Raw genomic sequence first — 21,308 nt, forward strand, 5'->3', positions numbered from 1 at the left:
ATATAGTATATTGAATTTTAAACACTGAGAAATAAGAGAAAGAACCAACAAAGTCATATCTCTTCAATAATCATATTACAATTACAAGGTTCCATATTAGTATATAAATCAGCGTTAAACAACAAAATCATATGCTTACATTGCAACATATCTAAAACATTCCTTACACACATTATTTTTTGAAAGGTTAAACCTTGTACACTTATTCTCATAATGCTTTACTTGTAATACTCAGGTCCTAGATTGCCTTTCTCTAAACTTTAACTGAAATACGTATGTACTGAATGCTTATTAAAAGATAAGCCTAACGGCATAAGTTCTTTGTTAAAACTATAGTATGTCAAATGCTTTTTGTAGGTATTTAAAAGATTTTAGCATCATACATAAAATGCCTATTAGGTTAATCCTAATAGGCATTTTCTTCACCATTAATGATGTTAGCAACAGTTAAGTATATAATCTTTACATCCAGCGTAACGGACCAGTTATCTAAATACCACAAATCATAATCAACCCTTTTCTTCATTTGTGGTATTTCTTTAGTCTCACCCCTATAACCATTAACCTGAGCCCATCCGGTTATACCTGGTTTTAAGTAGTGGCGAGCCATATACCGGTCAATCAAATTTCGATACTGTTCTGTATGCTTTAACATGTGTGGCCTCGGCCCTACCACACTCATATCACCCAAAAAAACATTAAAGAATTGCGGAAGCTCATCCAAGCTTGATTTTCGTAAAAACCGGCCAAAAGGTGTAATACGATCATCGTTTTTACTGGCTTGCTTCTGATCGGCAGTTTGGTTTACACGCATGCTCCTAAATTTGTAGCACCAGAATTCGTCATTGTTTCTGCCGCTACGCAATTGTTTAAACAATACGGGCCCCGGACTTTGGCATTTAATAATAAGCGCCAGTATAGGATATAGCCAACTTAATATGAAAATAATTACCATACTGCTAAACACTAAATCAAACAACCTTTTTATAAAACGACTCTGCATCTCTTCAATCCGAGCCGCATGAGGATTTATTGCCGAAAGTGTATTTTTGGTAAAAGAGTAACTATAATCAGGCACCAAGCATAATCTTATGCATTGATTATGCGCTTCTTTAATGAGTTCTTCTATGTCAGCCATCCTCCTGTCGGGCGTTAGGGCAACATATACTTCATTTATTCCATTGTCAGCAGCTTTTCTGATTTGCTCCCGAGTATCTGCCAAACTTACTGGCGTTTCGTCCATCATTAAGCATTCATGCTCATCTAAAAAACGATTCAAGTTGTATTTGGCATTTTTGCTTTTTAAAAAGCTAGCAAGCTGTGCACTGTTTGGTGTTATACCCAACAGTGCAATAGGCTTCTTAAACTTAAACCGTTGTTTTAATAATGGTTCTACTATATGGTAACTCAGCTGGCTAAATATCAAATGTAAGTTTAACAGCAAGCAAAGCAGAAGCAAAAAGAGGTAAACTGCCTGTAATTGGTTAGTCATTAAAATAATGGTACCTAACCACAATACATGCATCACACCGCACTTCCACCGTAAGGCAAAAAGCGTTTTTGAGCTAAATACTGTTTTTTTATGATATAAGTGTAAACAGCTTGCGCTTATTACCCATAGTAAGTTGTTAGCAATTAGTAGTTGTAAATAGTTTGTTAGTACAAAATGGTGTTGTATTTGGCTAGTAAAATAATAAGCCATCAAAAAGACTATGTTTATACATACAAAATCAACACCACCCAGTACAAATCGTAACGTGTATAAATAACGGTTTTGCATAGTAGTAGATAATTAACGTAGGTTTAAACCAGCTCTCTTAATATAGATCAGGTACCATCAGCGTACATTAAGCTTTATTAAGCAGGCAAATCCTCTTTTTCCTTTTGTTTAAGGAGGAAGTCCTGGTAAGCGAGTTGGATGCCTTGCGGCAGTTCAATGGTGTGGTGCCAGCCCCATTCATGCAGCTTAGACACGTCCATGAGCTTACGCGGGGCACCATCAGGCTTGCTGGTATCCAAACTGATCGAGCCCTCATAGCCCACCACCTGACTCACTAACTCGGCCAGCTCCCGAATGCTGATATCCTCGCCCGTGCCGATGTTTACCAGTCCCGGCTCATTGTAGTGCTCCATCAGGTAATAACAAGCAGCTGCCAGATCATCGGCAAACAAAAACTCTCTGCGCGGTGTACCCGTACCCCAAATTACCACTTCTTGCAGCCCCTGCTCTTTGGCTTCATGAAACCTTCTGATCATCGCCGGCAGTACATGCGAGTTCTGCGGATGGTAGTTGTCATTATAGCCATACAAGTTGGTGGGCATCACTGAGATGTAGTTACACCCGTACTGTGCCCGGTAAGCATCGCACAGCTTAATGCCGGCAATCTTGGCAATGGCATACGGCTCGTTGGTTTCCTCCAACAGGCCCGTCAGCAGATACGCTTCTTTGAGCGGCTGCGGGGCTAACTTGGGGTAAATGCAGCTCGAACCTAAAAACATCAGCTTTTTGACGCCTTGCAGATACGAGGCATGAATGATGTTGTTTTGAATCTGCAAGTTGTCATACAAGAACTCGCCCCGGTAGGTGTTGTTGGCCACAATGCCGCCCACCTTGGCCGCAGCCAAAAACACGTACTCGGGCTGCTCGCGGGCAAAAAAGTCCTGCACCTGCTGCTGGTTTCTTAAGTCCAGCTCTGAGGAGGTGCGTGTAATAAGGTGTTGGTAGCCCTCGGCCTGCAGCTTGCGCACAATAGCCGAGCCGACCATGCCGCGATGTCCGGCAATGTATATCTTTGCTCCTTTTTCCATAGCTTGGTATCTAACGCTTTAACGTGAGTGGAATAGTGACTAAAAAAAGGATAGCTTATTCGTACTGGTTTTTGATCTTGTAGCCGGAATCCTTCAGCAGCTTTTCTTTCTGGAACAGCTCCACATCGGCATCTACCATCTCGCTTACCAACGCTTGCAGGTCATACTTTGGCTTCCAGCCCAGCTGGGTTTGGGATTTGGTCGGATCACCAATCAGCAAATCCACTTCGGTTGGGCGGAAGTACTTAGGATCTACCGCAACCACTTCGGTGCCTTCTTCTATCTGGTAGTCCGGGTTAGTGCAGCTTACTACATAGCCTTTCTCGCTCGCACCTTCGCCGCGGAAGGTCACCTCGATGCCAACGCGCTCAAAAGCTAGGCGGACAAACTCCCGTACACGGGTGGTCACACCGGTGGCAATCACGAAGTCTTCGGGTTTCTCTTGTTGCAGGATCAGATACATGGCCTCTACATAGTCTTTGGCATGTCCCCAGTCGCGCTGTGCATCCAAGTTGCCCAAGTATAGCTTATCTTGTAAGCCCATAGCAATCTTCGCTACCGCACGGGTGATCTTACGGGTCACGAAGGTTTCGCCACGCAGCGGGCTTTCGTGGTTAAACAAAATACCATTGCAAGCATACATGTTGTAAGCTTCCCGATAATTCACAGTAATCCAGTAGCCGTACAGCTTAGCTACGGCATAAGGCGAACGCGGGTAGAACGGCGTAGTTTCGGATTGTGGCACGGCCTGCACCAGTCCGTATAGCTCCGAGGTAGAAGCCTGATAGATGCGGGTCTTTTCCGTTAAGCCCAATAGGCGTACCGCTTCCAGGATGCGCAGCGTACCGATACCATCGGCATTGGCGGTGTACTCCGGCGTATCAAAGCTTACCTTCACGTGCGACATGGCACCCAGGTTATAGATCTCATCGGGTTGTACCTGCTGAATAATGCGGATCAGATTGGTCGAGTCGGACAGATCCCCAAAGTGCAGCACCATGCGCGGGTTACCCTCATGCGGATCCTGGTACAAGTGGTCAATGCGGTCGGTGTTGAACAAAGAAGACCTACGCTTGATGCCATGCACCTCATAGCCCTTTTCCAATAACAACTCCGTTAAGTAGGCCCCATCCTGACCCGTGATCCCGGTAACTATCGCTTTTTTCATCGTCTAATATTTTAATGTGAATGATTTAAATTATTAATATGTGTTTTGTAAGTTGAATATAAAATCTGTTAAGCTTTTCAAGTTGATGCTATCAAAGCTTGAAGTAACTGTTTAATGATTTATTAAGTTAGTTATGGATTAGACTTGAACGTTTGTTTGGTTTTATTTTTAACCAGCAACATAACAAATGCAGGCCCATAATATAGGTATCGCTTCCACATACGTTTAGGTTCAGCTACCAGCCTACCTAACCACTCCAATCCAAATCTGATCCATATACTTGGTGGCCGCTCAATAGTACCTGCATAGAAATCAAACACAGCACCTATTGATCCGATTACTTTAGTATTTAATAAAGCTTTATGAGCATGAATCCATTTTTCTTGCTTTGGTGCAGTCATTCCAATAAACAATACATCGGGCTGAAAATTATTAACGGCTGCAATCATATCATTGCTATCTTGCTCCGTAAATTCAGGTTTGTAAGGCGGAGAATACGTTTCAACTCTGATGTTAGGGTATTCTTCTTTTATACGCTCCCTGATTTTAGATAATGTATTTTCGGATGACCCCAGGTAAAAGCAAGAACCAGATTGTTCGTTCATCTTTTCCAGCATATAATGATGAAAATCAGCACCAGCAATCTTTTTAATATTCTGACGATTTAGAAAGCTAGATGCCACCGTAATGCCAACACCATCAGGCAGCAACACATCAGACTCCATTAAAGCAGCTTTAAAAGTTTCATCTTTTTCGGCCATACAATAAGAGTACTGATTAATTGTATTAACTACAGTTTTTTTATGAAGAGAAATATCTATTAGGGAACCATTAAACAAAGGATATCCCATACAAACTGTGGTTGAGTTCATAGCAACTATTTTTTAGATGAAAACTGTTATGTGAAAATGAATATCGTTATAAGGTATGGCTCTTCACTAAAGTCACGAATATTTAGTAGCCGATATCTTTAAGATATAGTATGTGCAACTTTTATGCACTTAAAGCTTGTTGTTTATATATATTAAGGTACTGATTAAACACACGGTCTGAAAAGAGTTGCACAGCAACTTCACGAGCCTTATTCGAAACTTGTTGATGATAATTAGGTAAAGCAAGATGTAACAATGCTAGCGTAATCTCATTTACTTTTTTAACATTAACCAATTCTCCACCTCCGTTTTTCAGCACTGATGAAACTTCTCCTCTGTGCTTGCCGGCAATTACTGGTACCCCCAAGGCCATGGCCTCGATTAATGCTGTCGGACATGGTTTTTCTAAAGAGGTGTGTAAAAATACTTTTGCAGAATTTAAAGCTATTTTTAATTCATAGCTTGACACTTCACCATGAAAATAAATAGGAGCTTGAATGTTGCTTTTTTTACACCAAAGATCAACATCCTGACCAACGCCGCAACCCGCACCATATAAATGCAATTGAGCAGATGGCTGATAATTATTAAAAGCTATAAATGCTTCTATCCCTCTAGCTATATCACCGTGCTTGTAAAAACCTTCATTAATCATGATAACATTAATCTGTGTATCCATTCGTGTCTGATTAAGCTATTGTTATATTATGTACTTCTGAAACCTTTGCCTCATTATTAAGTAGCTTAGCCTTGACAATGCGAGAGGCATGCTACATGATAATGAATCCTCATACATTAAATATTTAATGCAGATAAAAGGCTAACTCAAACTTCAAACAGGTTACTGTGAAATATAGCTTCGCCATTCCGGTTACATCGGTATTCATTTTCAAAAGAGATTTACAATATTCTTTTGCCTATATATTTATAAGTGAATATTATGATTAACTCTTATGACAAATTTACGTTAGGACCGTAATAATAAAAACAAATACCAGATGTTGTGCAGTAAATGTAAATTTATGTGAAATAAGCACCAGGATAGACTGTATTAGTAGCTTACAGCCGCTTTTACATGTGAATAAATGCACATTCAGCTATAAGCAACAACTTGATAAATGATACATTTTTTAAATGAAAAAAGCTTTTTTTGCCAATACTTTCATTAAAATACAGGTTTTGCTAATAATATTAAAATCTATTTTTTCCCTTTAGAAACAATTAAAATGACTAAAAATGGATATATTTTTATGCAATCCATTGCACAGTAAACAAGTTTACCCATTTAGCAATCTATTCTAAACGTATAAATAATATATACTTCATCGTGTAGTACTTATATCCATAATAAGAGCCTACAATTAGGAACTATTAATTTATTAACCTTAATACATTCTCTATAAACACACATCTATTAGAAGCATATTTTTAAGAGAAGATTTGCATTATTTAACAACTAAACTATAAGGGAGGCGATTAAATTTGGCATCAGTAAATTAGTACCATACAATTACTATATAGATCAACCAGGCAGAGCGTTAACATTGCTACAACTAGAAGCCTTGAATGGTATAAAACATGTTTAATGACACTTACAACATTTAAGATAAACAATGCGCATTGTTTATCTTCGAAATTCTACTAGAAATTAATGCAGCTATATATAGGTGTAGTTGCATAATAAAACAATGTTCAGTATTTTGAATATTACTTGTTATTTACCTTAAAATAGTAGCAAACATAAAAGAGACAATCCGAGCAGATATGTTGTAAACCAACAATGGTTTACGTAAATCAACCAACATTCTACTAATCCAATTTTACAACACGTTATTTCGTATAAATAATATAAGATCGTTTAGCTATCTGGCATTTTCAATTCCAGTGTTTTTTGCATAAGACGTATCTTTATATATTCAACTTTTATAACTTTCGTATTATTATAATTTACAACCTTTAATAACCGCTACACTATCACAGGTTCACATCACTTCTATTTTACAGCAACCTAAAAGTAACTTCTCTAAAAGTCACTATAATCATTCCCAATACTTCCCAGTTAGCCACATTAACATACACATAATGCGATATGAGCTTTTGTAAACAGAATAATATTTAACTTAGTGTTACAATATCAGTTTACCATACGCTTAAAAAAATAAATCAATTAGAAAATATATATAACATAATTATATAACTCCATATCAGTCTGGTTATTTAAGAAGTGTTTTGTAAAGCAGAATAATTTCATATGCCAAACGACTAATAATGGTAAGTTAGAGATTAATTACATTATTTTTCACTTGGTTTATTGGTTAGTTTCAACAATAGTTTGAATGAAGACAGTAGATAGCACATATAAATTAAAAGCCATTGAGAGAAGATGGATGGTTGTTTACACACGATCCAAGTGGGAAAAAAAGGTTGATAGATTATTAAGCGATCAGGGAATTGCCTCTTATTGCCCGGTGGTTAAAAGCCAAAGAAAATGGGCTGATCGTACAAAGATTGTTGAAATGCCTTTATTTAATTCATATGTGTTTGTTTATGCAACTCTGCAGGAGCAAAACACAATTTTACAAACCCCTGGTGTATTAAACTTTGTAGTACATTGTAATAAACCAGTTTTATTGGAAAATACCGAAATAACAAGAATCCATTCTATTGTTAAAGATTACGTAGATATAGAAACTGTAAATCTTAACTTATTAAACGTTGGTAATAACGTTAAAATTAACAACGGGCCCCTATTAAATCATTATGGTAAGGTTGTACAGCTACAAGGTAAATCAGTATTAATGGTGATGGAAAAATTAGGCTGCGCCTTAATTGTTAAAGTTCCTTATGATCATGTTATAGGAAATACCAGCACTAATCTTATTACAGCTAAAGCATAAACCATATAAGTTTTCATCACTACTGAATTGTATAAAAGATATATTATAAGATAATTACACTATGAACAAACACTACGGTCAAATTGTAGAAAGAATAATCAGACGCAACGGTTATAGCATAAGTGAGCTTGCGCGTTTGATGAATGTTAACCGTCGGTCTGTATATAACTGGTTTAATCAGAAACGTCTAAAATCTGATATCATTTACCGAATATCTACAGTTTTAAATTATGATTTTTCGGTTGAGTTTCCAGAACTATTCACATCTGAAGATTTTCACAAAAACAATAATGAAGTAAAATCACAGAAAAATGATGTTGAGAGTAGTGAAGATCAGTCTAGCCAAATAAAATGGAAAGACAAATACATTACCCTGCTAGAGAGATACAACGAACTATTAGCCAATAATCTCAACGTTAACTCGAGAAAACTTTAAATTTTCAGAAACGTCAATTGTACCACAACGACGATTACAGTATTTCTGATACTAGCAAACTTTACCAAATCGACTGAGAAGTTATAGAGAGAGGGTTTTACAATAAATTACTAGTATAGTAAAACCAATGTACAACCCTTTAATTTTGCCATTATTTACTGTTTAAAATAATCAACAGTAAATAATTCTATGTCTAAAATTTAATGATGTATTTATAATTTACTCAAACCTACTTTTATCTATTTAACTATATCAAGTCAACTGTACGACAAAGAGAAAAGCTCGTGAATAAATGCTCTTTGATTTGATAATCTGTATATTCCAACTATTTACTTGATGGATTAACCTAGCTATTAGCATAGTCCAGCTTTTTATTCTCATTTCTTACAACTAAAATGTTTATTAAAGTTGCTAAATGAGAAATTTTATGAGCTTTAATTTAACAAGTATTTCTCACAAAGAACTTTAATTTAGTATTATTAATCCGTTACTAAAGCTTTATAAAAGCTGCGATCAATTATAATACGAATATATGCTAAACAACAATGGTATAAACCGAATCTATGTAGTAGGTAATTTACTTGAAAATGCCATTAATAATGTATCAAGTAGCCATGCAGATGTAGTTCAATTTCCTTTGTTAATTACAGAATCATATGTAAAGCAAGGTGTTAAAAAAGAATTTGAGCAAGTATTCGACATAATGATTCCAAGATCAGCTTTATATACTAATATTGAAAACTTTGTAAAAGGGCGTATGATTCATTTGGAAGGCAGAATTCAAACACACTCAGTTATAGACCAGCAAGGCACCAAGAGTTATATAACCCAGATATTGGCACACAAATATTCTTTCTTGAATTAATTAACGCCCGCGTATGCATTGTTGGTAAGTAGCATAGTAAAAACTTGTTGCTTCACTATTTGCTGCTCTATTTTACTACACTGTGATCTAAGATTAAATACTGAAGCCATGATTGTTTCTTTTTCATTTGCATTCATTGGCGTTTTGTAGTACGCGTAAGTAAGCTCATGAATCTCATCCTTAAGATTGTCATGTTTCATCTGTAATTCGTGTAAACGTTCCATCAAAATCTAATACTTATACCTTTTATACGGTACGTTTCTAAAAAAGATACATGCTTTTTTTATAAAAAAAACACACCTCTAAAACATATAGTTTGAGAGGTGCATTTTTGATGAAGAGAAATTTTCACAGAAGTAAGAGCACCCTTAATTAATTTATGAGTTGCTCAATTTTATTTAATACAGCCATTCATAACCTGCTTTATATTTGATAGCTACTAAAGCCAACGGAGGTAATATAAGCAATATTGAGTTCTTTTTGCCATGAAGAGGAATTGGATAGCTTTCTAATGCTGGTTCATTCAGCACATCGCTACCACCGTATTTTAAATTATCTGAATTAAATACTTCGGTATATATTCCAACTTGTGGCACGCCAATGCGATAGTTTTCTCGAACAACAGGTGTTAGGTTAGCTACCAATATCAACTGTTCATCTTGGTTCTCACCTTTTCGTATCCAAGATATAACACTGTTTTTACTATCATCTGCATCAAGCCATTCAAATCCGTTTGGTGAAAAGTTATTTTCATACAAAGCCGGATATTCCTGATATAATTTATTAAGGTCAGTGATTAGCTTTTGAATACCCTGATGATGAGCATCCTGACTTTCATGCCAATCTAAGCTATAGTCGTGCTGCCACTCATGATGTTGAGCAAACTCACCTCCCATAAAAATTAGTTTAGCACCAGGATGTCCGTACATATAACTATATAACAGACGCAAGTTTGCAAACTTTTGCCAACGGTCGCCTGGCATTTTATCAATTAAAGAGTGCTTGCCATAAACTACTTCATCATGAGATAACGGCAGTACAAATTTTTCGCTAAAAGCATATACCAAGCTAAAGGTAATTTGCCCGTGATGGTAGCTGCGATACACAGGTTCAGTTTCAAAAAAGTCAAGTGTATCATGCATCCACCCCATCATCCATTTCATGTCAAAGCCTAAACCTCCTGCATGAGTCGGGCTAGTTACTCCCGGCCATGCTGTTGATTCTTCAGCTACTGTGAACACGTCAGGATAGTATTCATGTACTGCATCATTAAACTCTTTTAAAAAGCTGATTACTTCCAGGTTCTCTCGCCCACCAAACTCGTTAGGTATCCACTCACCTTCTTTACGTGAATAATCCAGATAAAGCATGGAGGCCACAGCATCTACACGCAAACCATCAATGTGGTATTTATCTAACCAGTATAAAGCATTTGAGATTAAAAAAGCGCGCACCTCATTGCGGCAATAATTGAATATCAAACTTTTCCAATCAGGATGAAATCCTTTACGTGGGTCAGGGTATTCGTACAAATGCGTTCCATCAAAGTACCCTAAGCCATGCTCATCTGTTGGAAAGTGTGAGGGTACCCAATCTAGAATTACTCCAATGCCTGCTTCATGTAATTGGTCAATCAAATACATTAAATCTTGCGGTGTACCATAACGGCTGGATGGTGCGAAGTATCCGGTAATCTGGTACCCCCACGAACCATAAAAAGGGTGTTCCATTACCGGCATAAACTCCACATGCGTAAAGTTCATTTGCTTACAATAAGCAGTCAGTTCAATGGCCATTTCCCGATAAGTCATAAACCGGCTATCAGGGTCTGTTACCCTACGCCATGACCCTAAATGTATTTCGTATATAGAAATTGGCTTTTTTAAAGCAGAACCTTGTGAACGATTACTCATCCAGGTTTTATCGGCCCATGTGTAGCTTATATCAGCCGTTACCGTTGCTGTATGGGGTGGTGTTTCCCACTGGAACGCGTATGGATCACCTTTTTCAACTTGATAACCATTGTTCGATTCAATAAAGTACTTATAATATTCTCCAGCAGCTATATTCGGTATAAATGTTTCCCAAATACCTGATTCATCCCATCTTACCTGCATAGGATGATCGTTTCGCTGCCAAGCATTGAAATTACCAACTACCGATACATACTTAGCATTAGGAGCCCACACAGCAAAGTAAGTACCTTTTTTGCCTTGATGCTCTACCTGATGTGCTCCTAACTTATTGTATAGCTGATAATGTTTGCCGGCTTTAAATAACGTAATGTCAAAATCCGAGAACAAAGAGAACCAGGGTGTTTCCTCTGCAGTTTGCAGTCCATCTTCAATTTTATAATCTTCCATTTGCCTGTTGTTGTGCTGTTTGCAATCGGTTTTTCATTACTATTGACTTAATACCTCTCAATGGTACCATCACCCAAGTTGGCCTGTTGTTCAATTCATAATTTAATTCGTAAACTGCCTTTTGCAACAAGAATGTTTGTAACAGAATATCTAAATCTTCAACATCTTTTGGAACAAAGGCTTGTCCTTTAGCTTTATCCAGATAAGATTGCATGAAAAAGCCTGCCATGTAGTGATACCACTGTTCTACATAAGGAATCAGCTTATTGATATCTTCCTCTCTAATTTGATTATCTAAAAACAAGCTGCCATATGCTGCGTAATGGAAAGAGCGAATCATGCCTGCAACGTCACGCAATGGTGAATACTTTAAACGGCGCTCACTGTAGCTGCGAGCTGGTTCACCTTCAAAATCCAAAATTAAAAAGTCTTTTCCGGTGAATAATACCTGACCTAAATGATAATCGCCGTGGATACGTATTTTAGTTACATCGATCTTGCGACTATATATTTTTTTCAGGATAGCCAGAATCTCATCTTTCATACCTAATACTTCTTCAGCCTCTGCCCTAACCTCACCGGTAAGCTGCTTGATGTTTTTGCTCAGGCTCTGAAAAGCTACCCTTACTAAAGATTGCAATGAAGAAAACAATGAACGCTGGTAATGCAATGAATAATCTTCTGGCTTAAAGGCTGGATCTTCATGATCTGAAGAAAGAGCAACGTGCATTTCGGCAGTGCGTTCGCCCAGCAATCTTACCAACTCAGCTACGCTACCATCCAGCAAAGCTTTCAAGCTTTCTGGTATTTCCTCGTATTTTACAGGATTGGTTAAGCCTCCCAATAAATCGGTAGATATTTGGGTATTATCAGTACTTGATAGCAGCTGTTCATTAAAGTCGTCTAACCGCTCAAGCATATATCCCCATCCGTCGCTGTTGCTTTTTACCAGCTCCTGCATCATGCCTAATACCATGGTATCTTTACCAAAACTCCACTCAATAGAGCCAATGAATTCCGGTATATGCTTGAATTGAGCTTTCTGACTTAAAAATTCAGTAACTTCTACATCAGGGTTAATAGCACGATCAACCTTACGATAGATTTTCAGATAATACTGACCATCGTAAGTAATAGAAGTATTACTTTGCTCAGCGCCTAACACTTTAGGTTTAGCTTGCGGATTTTCAGCTATATACTGTTTTAGTTGTTCGTTTCCTTTAAACAGAAGCTCGCCTTGCGATTGCGGAATAGCATTATGATTACCCATATTGGTTATGATAGCTTGTTGCAAATCAAAACCATAAATGGCATCATACAGTATTCCTTCTTCTCCCTTAATGTTCACGGTAGCAATAACCGATTGCGGGCAGTTTTCCTGTAATTTGTAAGCATTTTGTCCTTTAGTAAAAGCTACAGGCAACTGGTAAGTATCAGGTAATCCATCACGATAAGATACTTCAATTAGTATGATATGTGCGCTTCCCTCTTCTAGCGGTATTTTAGCATGGTCAACAATATGAACGTTTTCTATTCCTCTACTTTTACCGCCAAACCAACGCATACGCATCATGTAAGCCGGTAAAATTCGATTTTCGAATCGTTCTAAAACTTCGCGGCTTGAAAACGCTTCCCAGCTGTCTAGCTTAATATCTTGCAACTGCGAATTATCCTGTGATTCAGAACGTGTATTTTCCAACAGGAAAACCTGGCTGGCATAAGCTCCAAGGGTTACGAAATAAGGTGCATCTTCACGAATGGCGGGGAAACGGTTCCGGCTTAAAATTTCTACTGGCACATAGCTTTTGTAAGCACTTAATTCCAATTCAACTGGCTGTGTAAAACGAGACAGATTGCTGATCACCAACATAGTTTGATCCTCATAGGTACGGGTAAATGCCAGCACCTTTGAGTTTTCACTTTGCACGAATTTCATATCGCCCCTGCTAAAAGCTTTATATTTTTTACGGGTGCTGATAATACGCTTCATCCACCACAACAGTGAAGAAGTATTTTGGGATTGCAAATCTACGTTAACCGATTCATAATGGTATTGCGGATCTAAGATAAGCGGCAGGTACAAACGCTGTGGGTTGGCTTCAGAAAAGCCGGCATTCCGGTCGGCATCCCATTGCATTGGCGTACGCACACCATCACGGTCACCTAAATAAAAGTTGTCGCCCATACCTATTTCATCACCGTAATACAATACAGGAGTACCGGGCAGCGCGAACAACAATGTATTTAGTAACTCAATTTTACGTCGGTTATTTTCTAACAATGGCGCTAACCGGTGTCTGATACCTAGGTTGATACGCGCTTTCGGATCTTTTACATACACTTTGTACATGTAATCACGTTCCTCATCGGTCACCATCTCCAAGGTAAGCTCATCGTGGTTACGCAAGAATATAGCCCACTGGCAGGTGTTTGGTATTTCTGGAGTTTGGTCGAAAATATCTGTAATCGGATATTTATCTTCCATCTGTAAAGCCATAAACATACGTGGCATTACTGGGAAGTGGTAATTCATCTGGCATTCATCGCCATCACCAAAATAGGCAGCAGAATCTTCCGGCCACATATTGGCTTCAGCTAGCAGTAGTGTACCAGGGTAGCGATCATCAATATATTTACGCAACTTTTTTAAGAAAACATGAGTTTCCGGCAGGTTTTCACAATTGGTGCCATCTCGTTCAAACAAGTATGGTACGGCATCCAGCCTAAAGCCATCTACACCCATTTTGCACCAGTAATCCAGTATTTTAAATACTTCTTCTTGTACTATAGGGCTATCATAGTTTAAATCTGGCTGATGATGAAAAAACCGGTGCCAATAATATTGTTGAGCTACCGGATCCCAGGTCCAGTTGGAAGCTTCAAAATCCTGGAAGATAATACGGGCATCTTTGTATTGTTTAGGATCATCGGTCCATACATAGTAATTTCGCTTATCAGAACCTTTAGGTGCTTTACGCGCCCGCTGAAACCAAGGGTGTTGATCGGAAGTATGATTGATAACCAACTCTGTAATCACCTTCAGCCCTCTTTTATGTGCCTCATTTAAAAACACTTTAAACTCTTTCACATCACCATATGATGGGTTAATATTGTAATAATCAGCAATATCATAACCATCATCTCTCAACGGCGACGGATAGAAAGGAAGCAGCCAGATAGCTGTTACCCCCAAGTCTTGCAGGTAATCCAGCTTTTCCATTAAGCCTTTAAAATCGCCTATACCATCGCCATTGCCGTCGCGGAATGCTTTGATATGAAGTTCATATATAATGGCATCTTTATACCAGTGTAATTTATCGTCAATCGGTGTTATGTTCTCAGGCATGGTTTATAATTTTTCTACTTTAAAAATATGTGCAGGCATTTGATAAGGATTTAACTCAACATAGTTAAACTCGCCCCATTGGTATTTGCTGCCGCTTAATAAATCTTTTACTATATAAGGTTCATCATACCCAATGTTTAACTCAGGTAAAGGTATTTTAACATTTGCACTTTGGGTATTAAATACATCCAAATTTACTACTACAATCAGCTTATTTCCGGTTTGCTTATCTACTTTAACATAGCAGATAATTTGATCGTTACTGGTTTCGGCAAACTCGATATTCCAGGTTGAATGCAGCGCAGTATTTTCTTTACGTATGCGGTTCAGGCGGGTTATAATTTCACCTATACGGGTGTACTCACTCCAGTCCCAATGCTTAACTTCATACTTTTCATTATCCACATACTCTTCCTTTACACCATGAGGCTCGTTAATGCCAAATTCATAAACCGGACCATACAAGCCATAGTTGGATGATAAGGTACCGGCTAAAATAACCCGCATAATATGTGCATTTTCGCCACCTAAGGTAAGTGCCGGAGGTAATATGTCGGGGGTGTTAGGCCAGAAATTAGGCCGGAAGTAGTAGCGCATTTCACTTTGCGTCAGCTCAGTCATGTACTCTTCTATTTCCTGCTTGGTATTGCGCCAGGTAAAATAGGTGTATGATTGGTTGAAACCAGCTTTAGCCAGCCGCTCCATAATACGCGGACGAGTAAAGGCTTCGGCCAGAAACAATACTTCCGGGTTCTTTTTCCGTACCTCACCAATCATCCATTGCCAGAAGCCGAAAGCTTTAGTATGCGGATTATCAATCCGAAATACACGTATCCCTGCTTCTATCCAATAATCAATTACGCTTTTTAGTTCATTCCACAGGTTTTGCCAGTCATCGGTTTCGAAGTTGAACGGCAAAATATCTTCATACTTTTTGGGCGGGTTTTCGGCATATTGAACAGTACCATCAGGCCGCCATTTAAACCATTGCGAATGCTCTTTCACATACGGATGATCGGGCGCACACTGATAGGCAATATCCATTGCAATTTCAATGTTGAGTTTATTAGCTTCTTGAATTAAAGCTTTAAAGTCTTTCAAAGTACCTAGTTGCGGGTGTATAGCCTTATGCCCACCCAAACGGTTACCAATAGCCCAAGGTGAACCCGGATCATCAGGTCCTGCAGTTAAAGAATTATTCTTTCCTTTCCGGTTCTTTTCGCCGATGGGATGTATAGGTGGAAAATATAATACATCAAATCCCATTTTGGCCACACGTGGTAGTAGCTTTATTACGTCTTTGAAGTTGCCATGCTTACCCGGCTCTGCTGAGGCTGAACGGGGAAATAACTCATACCAGGTGCTATAAGCTGCTTTTTTACGCTCTACCTCTATCTGGTAAGTAATTGGAAACACCGTAACTAAGTTTTGGTGACGATGCTTGTACATCACCTTAGCAATTTCTTTACTCAGCGCTAAGGTAACGCTTTGCTCAGGACTACTAGATTGTTTAAACTGATCAATCCAGGTCAGTAGTTCGGGCTTATCGTTTATGTTTTCAGTTGCAGCTTCCTCTAACAATTCAACCCCAATTTGAAGTTCAACAGCAATATCTTGGCCTGCATCAAATTTTTTCTTTAATCCCTTTTTCCAGGTAGTATAATGGTCAACCCATCCTTCTATCCGGAACTCATAAAAACCTATCTTTTCTGCTTTGAAAATGGCCTCCCAATGGTCGTTAATTACAAAGGTCAATGGAATTTCAGTCCATTGGGCATCATTAGCATGCTTTACATAAGCACTTGCTGCAATTTCATCATGCCCATCGCTGAATATATCTGCCGAGAGTGTAAGCTCTTCGCCTATAACTGTTTTTGCCGGAAATCGGCCCTCTTCTACCGTTGGATATACATTGGTGATAATCACCCTTTTTTGGCCGCTTGAATCAGTCATCAGCTTTAACTTTATATTGTATTAGGTTAGTGTACTAATTTTGTTAACTAAAAACAACCCCATGTTTTTGTCATAAAATTAACCCCTATCTCATGCAAAATGTTTAATGAATGCTAAAATTGATACGTGAAAGCTTACGAAATCAACTTTTTCAAAAGTATAATTACCATAATGGGCTAGAAATAATTCCTACAATTACTTAATTCAACAAGCCAAATAATTCGAGGTTTATTTTGGGCATCTTTCATAATCGGCTATTTGAATAGCAATGTTATTTAGTCCTTAAAACAAGGGAGCCTTTCAGATATGTACCTGGAAGGCTCGTTCGCTTTGTAACTATTAAAATGTTTATTTAATATTGAAAATCAAAGCTTTATTTATCAAGAAAAGCTCACCGGAGCATTTTCTTCAATAAGTCGTTGCTGCTTTAACTCTTGCCAAAAATCTTCTGGAATTTCTACTTTCAATGATTGCACATTAGCCATAACCTGAGCTGCTGTATGCGCACCTGGAATTACAGAAATGGCAACGTCAGGATATAAAGCAAACTGTAAAGACGCTGTTCGTAAATCTACATTGTGCTTTTGAGAAATTTCTCGCAACTTATCACGCTTTGCTATGTATTCGGTCGGAATGGGTTTACTCGGATCATAATTATAACGTTCACTTCCCGACAAAAAGCCAGCATTCAGGTTAGAACCCATAACCAAAGCCATGTTGTTTTTTTTGATTTCAGGGAATACCTGGTTTAAAGCATTTTTATGATCGATGAGTGAGTATTGTGAAGCTAATAAAAATACATCCGGCTGAGCAACTTGTATAGTTTTCAAGATAGGTTCCGGACTGTTTACGCCTAATCCCCAACCTTTGATTAAGCCTTCTTCACGCATACGGGTTAACTCTGGGAATGCGCCTTTTTCGGCAATAGCAAAATGCTCCAGCCACTTACCTTCCAGCAATTTATTATCGGGTGATAAATCATGAACAAATACTATATCTAAACTGTCTATTCCTAAACGCTGCAAACTATCTTCAACTGATCTTCTCACCCCTTCCGCCGAGTAATCAAAAACCACGTTATTTGGAGAATGCGCTTCCGGAAAGTACTCAGCGCCTTTATTGTTTTTACTAGCCTTCAACAGCTTACCTACTTTTGAAGAAATGAAATAGTCTTCCCGGTTTTGATTATGTAAGAAGTGTCCATATCTACGTTCGGCCAATCCTAGGCCGTACCATGGAGAAACATCAAAATAGCGTACCCCTGCCTGCCATGCGGCTTGTAAAGTAGAGTACGCCTCTTCATCAGATACATACTCAAATTCATTACCTATAGCTACACCGCCTAAACCGATTTCAGGTAAATTCTCCTGAACCCAAGTACGTGCCTGTGATTGTTCCGTTGCTGTTGTCATCATTGTAAATTATTAATCAGAAGCACTCCTTAAACATTGTGCTCCTATCCATCGAACAACAGTTTAGGGCTGTAGTTTCGCGTCGATTAAACAAAAAGCAAAGTATTTAATTAATTATGTACAATAGGCATTAGCTCATTTAATATACTTGATAATACGACAATCAATGATACAACATGCTTCAACCAAATTATTAAACATATCATTTCTGGAACAAGGTCGAGATGATAGCCAGGTAGTACTGCTGCTGCATGGCTGGCCAGATAATGCGACTACGTGGAATAACGTAATACCACCATTGATGGCAGCCGGTTACCGGGTGATTGCTCCCTGGCTTCGTGGGTTTGGCAGTACTACTTTTCATGAAAAAAGTACGCCACGAACTGGAAATTCCGGTATTCATGCTTTCGACATGATTGAGCTGATGGATAGCTTGGATATAAAAAAGTTCAGCATTGTTGGGCACGATTGGGGATCGAACATTGCGGAAGCTATGGCGGTAGGTTGGCCAGATCGGGTTGAATGCATAGCATTGCTGTCAACTCCACCACGATTAGGTGGTATGCCGACTCCACCTTTTCAACACGCTCAACTAGAATGGTACCACTGGTTTCAAGCTACTAAACGCGGGGCAGATGCGGTTCGTCAAGACCCAAGGGGCTTTGCACATATTATGTGGGAAAACTGGTCGCCTAAAGGCTGGTTTAGTGAAGATACTTTTGCACAGGTAGCTCAAAGCTGGCAAAACCCGGATTTTGTAGACATCACTTTACACTCTTACCGTTCACGTTGGGATGAGGCAGAACCTGACCCTAAAAGTGAAAAATTGGAAAAAGAAGTAAAAGCTACAAAAACGCTTTCACTACCTGCATTATTTGTTCAAGGCGAAGTAGATGGCGTTAACCCGCCGTATGTTAGTGAAAACGTACATGAAAAGTTTACAGGACCTTTCGAAAGAGTTTTGATGCCTGGTGTTGGCCATTTTCCATCTCGTGAAGCACCAGATTTACTTAGCCAGCATCTGCTAAACTTTTTGCAACAATCGTTAGCCACTTCATCCGAAGAGTAGCAATGTATTTATTAAACATAAACAATTATTAACTGGCAAAGTCGCTCGTACAATCCGGTTAATAATTGTTTATCAAATCGCAAACTTCTTTCTTAACCATCGCCTTACTGGTTCATCATACCATTTCAAGCAAGCGTATGCGAGCAGAATAGCACTTACGATAGTAAGAATGGCAACTGGCCAAGCCTGCTGAAATTTGATACCATGATGCCAGCTCACCCAGGCTGTATAAGTATATATTAGCGGATAATGCGTAATGTAAATCGGGTACGATACATCTCCCAGAAACTTACACAACTTGGAGGAGAACTTACCTGTCACATCGCCACTTGCACCCAGATAAACGATTAATGGAAACATCAAGATGATGCTTAATGAGTCGTAAAGGCCATTTGCCCATAAATTCTTGGCTCCGCCTATTCTGGGCATAATCAGCACTATTAACAGTAATATACTGCACCATAAAAAAGCATGATTAATGCGGGTTAAATGAGCTGTTCTGGAAAGCAGCAATCCGGCAAAAAATGGAAATGTTAAACGGGTAAAACCAATACGCAGTTGTTCAGCATTTACCGACCAGCCGCCAATTACATCACCTGTTTTACTGTTTACTGCGTATTCTACCAACGCAATACCAGCAATCACGACCAGAATGGTTAAAGCTGTTTTAGAAAACTTTCGGATAAAAAGTGCATATAATATATTGGCTATATACTCAAAAAACAACGACCAACCCGGACCATTAAGTGGGTGCATTTCTTGCCAGCCACGTATATCTGCCGATATAGGTAAAGGTATCAGCGTGCAACCTACCAACATAACCAACAACGTTTTCCATACAGGGGTATGCTGTATGCCTGGCCAAAGTTCACAACCCTGAAAGTAAAACAAAGCTGCACCTATAATCATCCCTATAATTACCATAGGTTGCAACCTTGCCAACCGACGCTTGAAGAAATCACCGATAGTCAATTTATGCCAACGATCATCATAAGCGTAACCAATAACAAATCCGGAAAGCAGAAAAAAGAAATCTACTGCCAGATAGCCATGATTAATAACCTGATCGAGGTGACTGGTAGAGTGCGTTTCGAAAATGTGAAAAGCCACAACTGTAATAGCGGCTACGCCACGTAAGCCATCTAGTATTGGATAATGTGGCTTTGTAGCAGGCTGAGCATTGTATTGCATAATCAATTCAGGTTAAAACTTAAGTATTAACCTATGTTAATACCTATACTGTACACATGTTATTGCGGCAAATTATAACTGTGCAAGCATCACGTATAGCTGAAGCTGGCAATATAATGAAAATATAGATTGAGCAAAAAGAATGTGTTCTTGACTGATAAGAACATGTTTTGAATACCAGAACGCGGTTGTAAAAAATATTTAGTTTTGTTATGCTGTTACAAATCGTGAACTGCTAAAAGAATCTATATTGAATATTGCAATTATTAACAACAATGCACTTTTAAATTTTAAGGTATGCTTCACCTTGCGAATGGTGAGATAAGCGTTTAAGAACTTTTGCCAACACCACCGACAAGCTTTACCGCCTCCTCCCACTTCATAGCTTTTTCTTCCAATAGACTTTTGATATAAACTCGAATATAAGGTTTTGACAAGTTCTCGGCACCGATATGCCGGCCCGTGGGTTTGCTGTAGCCGGCACATATAGCTGCCTACGTGGCATTCAGATTCACGACATATTCTTCAATAAAACGTTATTGTTTATCAGTGAGAACTCAGCGGTTAAATGCAGTATCTTTTCCCGGAGTACTTAAATTATATAAAATTCAAAAGCTAAAGAAAGTGTCTTCTCCTACACTTTTAATGGCATCGATTAGTAACTAGAAGTTGCCTTTAATACCTCCTGTGGCCTCAAATGATTTGTAATTAAGCGGATAGCTGACTCGATCTTATGTATCTAGCTGACCGCATTCCATCAACATCGACTGTAAAGCCGTAACTCATATGAAAGCTTTTTTTATTTAAAGATATTTCAAATGATGTTCAGACAATTATCAATTCAAAACACTGTTCAACTTAACCGCAACAAAAAAGCATCTACGTTCAAAATAGATGCTTTAATTGCGATATGAGGTTATTAAAAGTA

The 21,308-nt window shown here is 38.5% G+C and carries 16 protein-coding genes; 4 read left to right on the plus strand and 12 right to left on the minus strand.

What is annotated here, in order from left to right:
- Positions 1-406: 406 nt before the first annotated feature.
- The 5 genes from HH214_RS00275 to HH214_RS00295 form a co-directional block, all read right to left on the minus strand.
- Positions 407-1,780, minus strand: a complete 1,374-nt coding sequence (locus HH214_RS00275; protein ID WP_169605434.1) for an undecaprenyl-phosphate glucose phosphotransferase — start codon at positions 1,778-1,780, stop codon at positions 407-409.
- A 77-nt stretch (positions 1,781-1,857) separates the two neighbouring features.
- A complete protein-coding gene (gene fcl, locus HH214_RS00280) occupies positions 1,858-2,808 on the minus strand; it encodes a GDP-L-fucose synthase (RefSeq protein WP_169605435.1) in 951 nt (316 codons plus the stop codon).
- A 55-nt stretch (positions 2,809-2,863) separates the two neighbouring features.
- Positions 2,864-3,976 carry a GDP-mannose 4,6-dehydratase gene (gene gmd / locus HH214_RS00285; protein WP_169605436.1) on the minus strand — a complete coding sequence of 371 codons (1,113 nt, stop codon included), beginning with the start codon at positions 3,974-3,976 and terminating at the stop codon, positions 2,864-2,866.
- A gap of 131 nt (positions 3,977-4,107) precedes the next feature.
- Positions 4,108-4,737 (minus strand): WecB/TagA/CpsF family glycosyltransferase, encoded by a 630-nt coding sequence (locus tag HH214_RS00290; protein ID WP_248282172.1) that lies wholly within the window; start codon positions 4,735-4,737, stop codon positions 4,108-4,110.
- Positions 4,738-4,969: 232 nt separating this feature from the next.
- A complete protein-coding gene (locus HH214_RS00295; protein WP_169605437.1) occupies positions 4,970-5,527 on the minus strand; it encodes a glycosyltransferase family 4 protein in 558 nt (185 codons plus the stop codon).
- A 1,657-nt stretch (positions 5,528-7,184) separates the two neighbouring features.
- On the opposite strand from HH214_RS00295, the gene HH214_RS00300 reads away from it, so the two are divergent.
- From HH214_RS00300 to HH214_RS00310, 3 genes are all read left to right on the plus strand, one after another.
- Positions 7,185-7,745 (plus strand): UpxY family transcription antiterminator, encoded by a 561-nt coding sequence (locus HH214_RS00300; protein WP_169605438.1) that lies wholly within the window; start codon positions 7,185-7,187, stop codon positions 7,743-7,745.
- Positions 7,746-7,806: 61 nt separating this feature from the next.
- Complete coding sequence (locus tag HH214_RS00305; protein ID WP_169605439.1) at positions 7,807-8,181, plus strand: helix-turn-helix transcriptional regulator; 375 nt, start codon at positions 7,807-7,809, stop codon at positions 8,179-8,181.
- 532 nt (positions 8,182-8,713) lie between these two features.
- Complete coding sequence (locus tag HH214_RS00310) at positions 8,714-9,046, plus strand: single-stranded DNA-binding protein (RefSeq protein ID WP_169605440.1); 333 nt, start codon at positions 8,714-8,716, stop codon at positions 9,044-9,046.
- On the opposite strand, the gene HH214_RS00315 is transcribed toward HH214_RS00310, so the two are convergent.
- The 5 genes from HH214_RS00315 to HH214_RS00335 form a co-directional block, all read right to left on the minus strand.
- Positions 9,043-9,270: a hypothetical protein gene (locus HH214_RS00315; protein ID WP_169605441.1), complete on the minus strand. Its 228-nt coding sequence runs from the start codon at positions 9,268-9,270 to the stop codon at positions 9,043-9,045. The two genes, HH214_RS00310 and HH214_RS00315, sit on opposite strands and share 4 nt — an antisense overlap.
- A gap of 174 nt (positions 9,271-9,444) precedes the next feature.
- Positions 9,445-11,409 (minus strand): 1,4-alpha-glucan branching protein GlgB, encoded by a 1,965-nt coding sequence (glgB, locus tag HH214_RS00320; protein ID WP_169605442.1) that lies wholly within the window; start codon positions 11,407-11,409, stop codon positions 9,445-9,447.
- Positions 11,396-14,755 carry a maltose alpha-D-glucosyltransferase gene (gene treS / locus HH214_RS00325; RefSeq protein WP_169605443.1) on the minus strand — a complete coding sequence of 1,120 codons (3,360 nt, stop codon included), beginning with the start codon at positions 14,753-14,755 and terminating at the stop codon, positions 11,396-11,398. Before treS ends, glgB begins: the two co-directional genes overlap by 14 nt.
- A 3-nt stretch (positions 14,756-14,758) precedes the next feature.
- Positions 14,759-16,708 carry an alpha-1,4-glucan--maltose-1-phosphate maltosyltransferase gene (locus HH214_RS00330; RefSeq protein ID WP_169605444.1) on the minus strand — a complete coding sequence of 650 codons (1,950 nt, stop codon included), beginning with the start codon at positions 16,706-16,708 and terminating at the stop codon, positions 14,759-14,761.
- A 380-nt stretch (positions 16,709-17,088) separates the two neighbouring features.
- Positions 17,089-18,123, minus strand: coding sequence for an aldo/keto reductase (locus HH214_RS00335; RefSeq protein ID WP_169605445.1), 1,035 nt, complete (start codon positions 18,121-18,123; stop codon positions 17,089-17,091).
- Between the two features lie 163 nt (positions 18,124-18,286).
- Here HH214_RS00335 and HH214_RS00340 point away from each other — a divergent pair, with 163 nt between their 5' ends.
- Complete coding sequence (locus tag HH214_RS00340) at positions 18,287-19,189, plus strand: alpha/beta fold hydrolase (protein ID WP_211166280.1); 903 nt, start codon at positions 18,287-18,289, stop codon at positions 19,187-19,189.
- A 72-nt stretch (positions 19,190-19,261) separates the two neighbouring features.
- Here the strand turns inward: HH214_RS00340 and HH214_RS00345 are convergent, their stop codons facing one another.
- Both HH214_RS00345 and HH214_RS22270 read right to left on the minus strand, forming a co-directional pair.
- Positions 19,262-20,380 (minus strand): acyltransferase family protein, encoded by a 1,119-nt coding sequence (locus HH214_RS00345; protein WP_169605446.1) that lies wholly within the window; start codon positions 20,378-20,380, stop codon positions 19,262-19,264.
- A gap of 329 nt (positions 20,381-20,709) precedes the next feature.
- Complete coding sequence (locus HH214_RS22270) at positions 20,710-20,868, minus strand: terminase small subunit (protein WP_211166358.1); 159 nt, start codon at positions 20,866-20,868, stop codon at positions 20,710-20,712.
- Positions 20,869-21,308 lie beyond the last annotated feature (440 nt).

The sequence above is a fragment of the Mucilaginibacter robiniae genome (assembly GCF_012849215.1).
Classification (GTDB): domain Bacteria; phylum Bacteroidota; class Bacteroidia; order Sphingobacteriales; family Sphingobacteriaceae; genus Mucilaginibacter; species Mucilaginibacter robiniae.

Excerpts from the sequence above, each read along its gene's own strand:
- HH214_RS00330 (WP_169605444.1), bottom strand. The coding sequence starts at position 16,708 with ATGACTGATTCAAGCGGCCAAAAAAGGGTGATTATCACCAATGTATAT.
- treS (WP_169605443.1), bottom strand. The coding sequence starts at position 14,755 with ATGCCTGAGAACATAACACCGATTGACGATAAATTACACTGGTATAAA.
- HH214_RS00340 (WP_211166280.1), top strand. The coding sequence starts at position 18,287 with ATGATACAACATGCTTCAACCAAATTATTAAACATATCATTTCTGGAA.
- fcl (WP_169605435.1), bottom strand. The coding sequence starts at position 2,808 with ATGGAAAAAGGAGCAAAGATATACATTGCCGGACATCGCGGCATGGTC.
- HH214_RS00335 (WP_169605445.1), bottom strand. The coding sequence starts at position 18,123 with ATGATGACAACAGCAACGGAACAATCACAGGCACGTACTTGGGTTCAG.
- gmd (WP_169605436.1), bottom strand. The coding sequence starts at position 3,976 with ATGAAAAAAGCGATAGTTACCGGGATCACGGGTCAGGATGGGGCCTAC.
- HH214_RS00295 (WP_169605437.1), bottom strand. The coding sequence starts at position 5,527 with ATGGATACACAGATTAATGTTATCATGATTAATGAAGGTTTTTACAAG.
- HH214_RS00305 (WP_169605439.1), top strand. The coding sequence starts at position 7,807 with ATGAACAAACACTACGGTCAAATTGTAGAAAGAATAATCAGACGCAAC.
- HH214_RS00275 (WP_169605434.1), bottom strand. The coding sequence starts at position 1,780 with ATGCAAAACCGTTATTTATACACGTTACGATTTGTACTGGGTGGTGTT.
- glgB (WP_169605442.1), bottom strand. The coding sequence starts at position 11,409 with ATGGAAGATTATAAAATTGAAGATGGACTGCAAACTGCAGAGGAAACA.
- HH214_RS00315 (WP_169605441.1), bottom strand. The coding sequence starts at position 9,270 with ATGGAACGTTTACACGAATTACAGATGAAACATGACAATCTTAAGGAT.
- HH214_RS00290 (WP_248282172.1), bottom strand. The coding sequence starts at position 4,737 with ATGGCCGAAAAAGATGAAACTTTTAAAGCTGCTTTAATGGAGTCTGAT.
- HH214_RS00300 (WP_169605438.1), top strand. The coding sequence starts at position 7,185 with ATGAAGACAGTAGATAGCACATATAAATTAAAAGCCATTGAGAGAAGA.
- HH214_RS00345 (WP_169605446.1), bottom strand. The coding sequence starts at position 20,380 with ATGCAATACAATGCTCAGCCTGCTACAAAGCCACATTATCCAATACTA.
- HH214_RS00310 (WP_169605440.1), top strand. The coding sequence starts at position 8,714 with ATGCTAAACAACAATGGTATAAACCGAATCTATGTAGTAGGTAATTTA.